This is a genomic window from bacterium, assembly GCA_027622355.1.
Taxonomy (GTDB): domain Bacteria; phylum UBA8248; class UBA8248; order UBA8248; family UBA8248; genus JAQBZT01.
Window position 1 is genome coordinate 1 of the sequence record JAQBZT010000343.1, and the last position, 2,588, is coordinate 2,588.

Annotated in this window: 3 protein-coding genes; 2 read left to right on the top strand and 1 reads right to left on the bottom strand. The window is 62.9% G+C overall.

The features are described from left to right. Together O2807_14500 and O2807_14505 are read left to right on the top strand one after the other, a co-directional pair. On the top strand, positions 1–1,284 hold a 1,284-nt coding region (locus O2807_14500; GenBank protein MDA1001713.1), incomplete at its 5' end, for an iron ABC transporter permease. Between the two features lie 2 nt (positions 1,285–1,286). Continuing rightward, entirely contained in the window at positions 1,287–2,414 is a 1,128-nt protein-coding gene (locus O2807_14505; protein MDA1001714.1) for an ABC transporter ATP-binding protein, read from the top strand. Here O2807_14505 and O2807_14510 read toward each other — a convergent pair. Further along, the coding region (locus O2807_14510; GenBank protein MDA1001715.1) for a hypothetical protein at positions 2,407–2,588 on the bottom strand (182 nt) is incomplete at its 5' end. The genes O2807_14505 and O2807_14510 overlap by 8 nt on opposite strands.

Consider the following 2,588-nt stretch of genomic DNA (forward strand, 5'->3'; position numbering starts at 1 on the left):
CTCCTGGGGCCGCGCGGGCGGCTCGAAATTCCCGTGGCCGACTGGCTGGGCGTCCACCGGATTCCGGCGCTCTCCCTCATCGGGTTTCCGGCCGCTTATTTCGTTCTGAGCATCTTCACCTATCCCTATATCTATCTTCTCGCGAGCGCGGCGCTTCGCTTGTCGGATCGCTCGCTCGAGGAGGCGGCCCAGGCTTCGGGGCTGGGACGCTGGAAAACGTTTTTCCGCGTCACCCTTCCCCTTCTCCGCCCCGCTGTCGGCGCGGGCGCCCTTCTGGTCGGCCTCTACGTTCTCTCGGATTTCGGAGCGGTCAGCCTGACGCGCACGGACACTTTCACCGCCGCCATCTACCTGCAGCTGACAGGCCGCTTCGATCGCTCCGGCGCCGCCGCGCTCTCCATCGTCACAGTCATTCTGGCGCTCGCGATCCTCTTTTTCGAAAGAAAAACGCGCATCCGCCGCAACGTGGTCCAGATGCGCTCCCAGTGGAAGCCCCCCGTACCGGTGCCCCTCGGGAGGTGGAAACTTCCCGCCTGGGTGTTCATCGCCATCACCCTCGCCCTTTCGATTGGCATTCCTTTTGCGCTTCTGCTCTCCTGGACGGTTCAGGGATTCTCCGATCAAAGCGCCATGCTCGAACTCTGGCACACGAGCGCGGGCGGATTGCTGCACTCGGCCTGGCAAAGCTTGTGGCTGGCCGCAATGGCCGCCTGCATCACCGCCGGCGTGGGGTTGCCCATCGCGTACCTGATGGCACGCTTTCGGGGCAGAATCCCCTCGCTCATCTATCTCCTGGCCCAGGTCGGCTATGCCCTGCCGGGGATGGTGGTCGCCCTCAGCATGATTTTCTTTTTTCACGCCTGGGCCGCGCCGCTCTACGGAACGACCTGGATGCTGCTGGCGGCTTTTCTGGTTCGGTTCCTGCCCGAATCCCTTCAGGCGGAGCAGGCTTCCATCGCCCAGGTCTCGCCCGCGCTGGAGGATGCCGCTCGCAGCCTGGGACGGAGGACGTGGCAGGCGTTGCGGGAGATCACCTTTCCCCTCATTCTTCCGGGTATCCTCGCCGGATGGTCGCTGGTCTTTCTCTCTTCCCTGCGCGAGCTTCCGGCCACGCTTCTCCTTCGGCCCGCCGGATTCGATCCGCTTTCGGTCCGCATCTGGACGGCGGCGGACGAGGGAATATATATTCACGCCGCGCCGGCGGCCCTGCTGCTGATCCTCGTCTCGAGCCTGCCGCTCTACCTGCTCCTCTCCCGGGGGCATTTCGGCGCCACGGAGGGCTAGCCTTGCCGAAGAATGCGATTCTCGAACTCTCCGGGGTTTCGAAACAGTATCCCGGCACGGGTGCGCCCGCCGTGCGGGACATCTCGTTTTTCGTCGAACAGGGGAGAATCGTATCCATCCTTGGCCCTTCCGGCTGCGGAAAAACCACGACCCTGCGCCTGATCGCCGGTTTTGAACAACCGGATACGGGAGAGGTGCTGCTGGCCGGAAAACCGGTGGCCGGGGGCGGCCACTGGACGCCTCCCGAGAAGCGGGGGGTGGGCATGGTATTTCAGGATCACGCCCTCTTCCCGCACAAGACCGTGCGGCAGAACGTTGAATTCGGCCTCAGCGGCCTCTCCCGCGAGGCGAGAAAGGAGCGCATGCACGTCGTGCTGCACCAGGTCGGCCTGGAGGGATTCGACGACCGCTTTCCCCACCAGCTCTCCGGCGGGCAGCAGCAGCGCGTGGCCCTGGCCCGCGCCATCGCTCCCAAGCCGGAGATCGTTCTCCTCGATGAGCCCTTCAGCAACCTGGACGCCCGGCTGCGCGACCAGGTACGCGACGAGCTGGTCGAAATCCTCCGGGACAGCGGGCAGACCTCCATCATCGTCTCCCACGACGAGCGCGACGCCCTCGCTGTATCGGACAGCATCGTTGTAATGAACCAGGGAAATATCGAGCAGATCGGCTCTCCGCGCGAGATTTACCAGTTTCCAGCCACCGAATATGTCGCCCGCTTCGTCGGACGGACAAATATTCTTCCCGGCATCATTCTCTCCCCCGGCTACGATGAAGTGATGACTTCCATCGGCCCCGTTCCCTGCCTCTGGATGCGCGATCTTGGCTTCGGAACGGACGCCTTCATCTCGATCCGGCCCGAAAGCTTCAGAATCGATCCCGAGGGCCCCTTTCGGGCCCGCGTTCTGAAAATCACCTACGGAGGGCAGTACATCACGCTGGATGTGGAACATATGGGCGAGATCGGCAAGGGTCAGTCGCTGATCATCCACGTCCACCCGAACATGCGCGTAGACGCGGGCGAGGAAATCCGTTTTCGAATCATTCCGGATTTTGTCACGGTCATCGAGGATCCAGCATCAAACGGCGGGACGAAAAACGACGCGGCGCACAACCCGGCGGCTACTTGAACACCGGGCGGAAGGAAGTCTCCCCCTCCAACTTATCTTTCCGGAAGGAAAAGCTTTTCCCCTTTGTGTAGTACCACCAGACTTCCACCCCGGGGTCGTTCTCTTTCTTGCGAATCTCCTCGGCGATGCCGAACCGGCGGATGATCCGGCCCTTTCCCGAGTCCGTCGCATAAA